Source organism: Candidatus Electronema sp. TJ, assembly GCF_048287355.1.
Lineage (GTDB): Bacteria > Desulfobacterota > Desulfobulbia > Desulfobulbales > Desulfobulbaceae > Electronema.
In genome coordinates this window covers 14,568-18,334 of record NZ_JBLWEP010000013.1, presented here as the reverse complement: position 1 = coordinate 18,334, position 3,767 = coordinate 14,568, and the positions used below count along the sequence as shown (strand labels likewise).

The following is a 3,767-nucleotide window of genomic DNA, read 5'->3' as shown; positions in this document are numbered from 1 at the left end:
AGCGGACAGCAGGCCGCTGATTTTCGGCGGCGGCCAGAACAAGGTTGACAAGCAGACGGTTTCGCGGCAATCTCCCAGACAGGAATGAGCGTTTTCCATCTTTTCAAGCAACGGAGCGGAGCAGATGAAGAAAAAGAAGCTGTTGACTGCCGCTGGCGCAGGCATCGGACTGCTGGCTGCGGCGGCGCTGATCATGCCGCCGCTGCTGCTCTCCTCAAACTGGGTGCGGCGGTTTGCCTTGGAGCGGCTGAACCGAAGCATTCCCGGAGAGCTGGCCGCAGGAAGCTGTTCGATAGGCTGGAAGCAGGGCGCGGCGTGCTCTGATGTGATCTATACAGATGCGGCGCAGGGCATTCACCTTGACATTGCCGCGCTGCGCAGCAGCCAAGGCTTGTGGGCACTGCTCATGGCCCCGGAGGATCTTGGCGAAATCAGCATCAACACGCCGACTCTGCTGCTGACGCTCAAACCTGAACCGCCGCCAGCCGCTCCTGGCGCGGACAGCGCAGCAACCGCAGCCGCCGCGCCGGACAAAAAGGCGCAGGCGGACAAAGCCGCCGCTTCAGCGCCAGCCAGCACGGCAAAAACACAGGACAGCGGCCTGCCGCAAGGTCTGAAAGGCAGGCTGCTGATCAGCGGCATGACCGTGAAGACTGTTCAGGCCGGGCAGGAGCCGCAGACGCTGCTCCGCAACGGCGCGCTCAAGGCGGACATCGCCGCTGGCCAGCAGATCAACTTTGACCTGAAGGCGGACAGCGGAGAAAAAGGACAGGCGGTGCTGTCCGGCTCATCCAAACTGGCTGAGCTGATTCATGGCAGCTTGAGCGCGGCGGAAATGCGGCTCAAGCTGGACAACGTGCAGGCGCAGCCCTTTCTCGCCCTCAAATCCGGCAAGGACGGCTTGCCGCAAGGCAGCGGCAAGCTCTCGGCGGAACTCAAACTCAAAGGCGCGGCAGACGGCGGCCTGACGCTGAGCGGCCCGGCAGCCTTGACCGAAGTTGATCTCACTGGCGGCTTTCTCGGCGAAGACCGGCCCCGTTTCAATCAGCTCGCCCTTGATCTCGATCTGCGGCAGCTGAACGGCGGATGGCAGTTCCCCAGCTTGAAATTAGCCTCCGATTTCGGCAGCCTCAGCCTGCAATGCGCCTACAGCGGCAGCAATTTCCAAGGCGGCGGCAGCGGCAGAATCGATCTCGCCCTGCTGCTGGCCCAGTTTCCCCGTCTGTTCAAAGTGCAGGAAGACCTCCGCCTTGACCGGGGCGAGCTGACGCTGTCCGCTGACCTGCTCAAAGAGGGAGGAAAGCTGCATGTCTCTGCGGAAACAGCGGTGGACAGTCTGGCAGGGCGGCAGAACAGCCAGGCCTTCTCCTGGGAGCATCCTCTTCGCCTGAAGTTGGCAGGCAGCATGGAGAACAAGGAGCCGGAGATTGAAAAACTCAGTCTCAACGCCTCGTTTCTTGATCTGGAAGGCAAAGGCAATCTCCGGCATTTCTCATTCAGCGGCACCGCAGATATTGATCAGACCATGCAGGAGGTCAACCGCCTCTTCCGCACCGGCTGGGACGCAGGCGGCAAGCTGCGGCTACAGGCGGAGCTGACCAAGCAGGACAACGGCCGCTATCTGGCGGAGACGAAAGCGGAGATTGAGGGCAGCCGTCTTGTCCGGCAGGGCAAAGAAATCTTGCCGCCGGGCAAAACCAGCTTCAGCGGGCGGCTGAACACTCCTGGCCAGGTTCCTGAAAACAGCAAGGACGCGGCGGAACTGACCTTTGATCTCGCCACATGGGCGGGGCAAGTCAGCGGAACGGTGGACGGCCTGCACCGCAAAGGCGGCCAGCTCTCCGCAGGCTATCAGCTCCATGCTGACATGCTCCTGGGCCGGGTTGTCGAGTTGCTGCACAAGTTCGAGGCCCTTGCCCAAGACACCAGCTTGGGCGGCAGCCTGACGCTTCATGCCTCAGGCTATACGGAAGACAGCCGGGTGGTGCTGCGGGAGTTGGACAGCCGGGTGAAAGATTTCATTCTCTATCAGAAAGGCAAGGTCATCCGCGAGCCGGAATTGCGCCTCGCGGTTGTGGCCCCGGAAACCGCTCCGGCAGCGGACAAAGCCCTGCGGCCTTTGATCGAAGCGGACAGCAAAGCCGCCTTTTTCGCCAATGGCGGCGGACACAGCCTGATTGATCCGGCAGCCCGCCGTCTGATTCTGCGCGGCGTGCATTTTGTCTCCAGCTTCGCCGCAATCGACATTCAGCAGCTGGCTGTGGACGACTGGCGGCCTGCGCCGCTGCCTGCGGTCAAAATTATTCAGCTCAGCGGCAGCTCGGAGCTGGCAAAACTCACGCCGCTGCTGCAGCAGCTGTCCCTGCTCACGCCAGACAAAAAGCTCGGCGGCGCAGCCTCCTTCACCGCCGAGCTGAGCAGCCAGGACGGGCTGAACGGCGGCGGCGCAGGCCGGAGCAGCAACGGCACTCTGGATGTGACGCTGAACCGCTTCATGTACGGCGGCGAAGGCGGGATCATCGCCGCCAAAGACAAGACGGAGTTCAGAACCCGGCTGCACGGCGACCTGGCTGCCGGAGACATCTACTTCACCACCTTCGATCTGCTCTCGCCGCCGCTGTCTGTGCAATCCAACGGCAAGCTGGAGCTGTCCGGCAAGAATCCCCATTTCGCCTTGGAGGGAGAGGCCACGCCTGACCTTGCCGACCTCGTGGCCATTCTCAACGGCATGTATCCCTTGGGCATCAGTGCCGAAGGCCGGAACAAGGAAAAATTCAGCCTCCATTATCCGCTGGATAAAAAGCGGCAGCAGATCGACCTCAGCTTTGCAGGACGTGTTCATGCCGACACCTTCGCCAAATCCGGCATCAGCATCAGCGGCCTTTCAGCGGAGACAGCAATGAAGCAGGGCATCATGAGCGCGGCCCTCAAAGGCGATCTCAACGGCGGCAAGGTGCAATTCACGCCCAAGATCGATTACACTCGCAAACCGCCGGTGCTGGCCTTGGCCGGGCCGGAGCAGGTGCTGGACCGGGTCGGGCTGGCCGAAACCTTGGCCGACGGCCTGCTGAAAACCTTCCATCCTCTTTTGGGCACGCTGGCCCGGCCTGCGGGATCCATCAGCATGCGCGCCGAACGGCTTTCCCTGCCTTTGGGCGGCAAAGGAATGGAGCAGGCGGATTTCAGTCTGCGTTTTGATCTGGCCAGCGTGGTGCTGGAGCCGGTGAGCGCGTTGTCAGGCATCCTTGACATGGCCGGATTGGGTGGACAGCCGCTGCAGCTCAGAGAGAAAAGCCTTGTCTGCGAAGGCCGGAAAGGCCGGATATCCTGCTCGCCGATCAAAATAACAGCGGCTGACTCGGAAATGATCCTCAGCGGCTCGGCTGGCTTTGACGGCAGTTTGGATTACGTGCTTGAAGTGCCGGTGACGCGCAATCTGGTGGGCAAAAAAGGTTATGAGCTGCTCAAGGGATCGACGCTGAAAGTGCCGATCAAAGGCAGCAAGGACAAGGCGGTCTACAGCCCGGAGGCCCTGTTGCAGGCCGCCTCTGATCTTGTCCGTCAAGCTGCTGGTCAGGCGGCGGAAGAGGCGGTCAAGGAGCAGGTGCGGAAGGTGCTGCCTAAAGAGGTGGAGAAAGCCCTGCCCGGCCTCTTTGACGGCTTGCTCGGCCGATGAGCGGCGAAACTCTGCTTCGGCTCTCGCTCATCGGCGCGGGCGGCTTTGCCGGGGCAGTGCTGCGCTTTCTGGTCAGCTCTTGGGTGCAGAC

At 61.9% G+C, this 3,767-nt stretch carries 1 protein-coding gene; it reads left to right on the top strand.

Annotation, left to right across the window (positions count from 1 at the left end):
• Positions 1 to 124: 124 nt before the first annotated feature.
• A complete protein-coding gene (locus ACNKID_RS01970; RefSeq protein WP_417911751.1) occupies positions 125 to 3,676 on the top strand; it encodes a hypothetical protein in 3,552 nt (1,183 codons plus the stop codon).
• Positions 3,677 to 3,767 lie beyond the last annotated feature (91 nt).

Excerpts from the sequence above, each read along its gene's own strand:
- ACNKID_RS01970 (WP_417911751.1), top strand. The coding sequence starts at position 125 with ATGAAGAAAAAGAAGCTGTTGACTGCCGCTGGCGCAGGCATCGGACTG.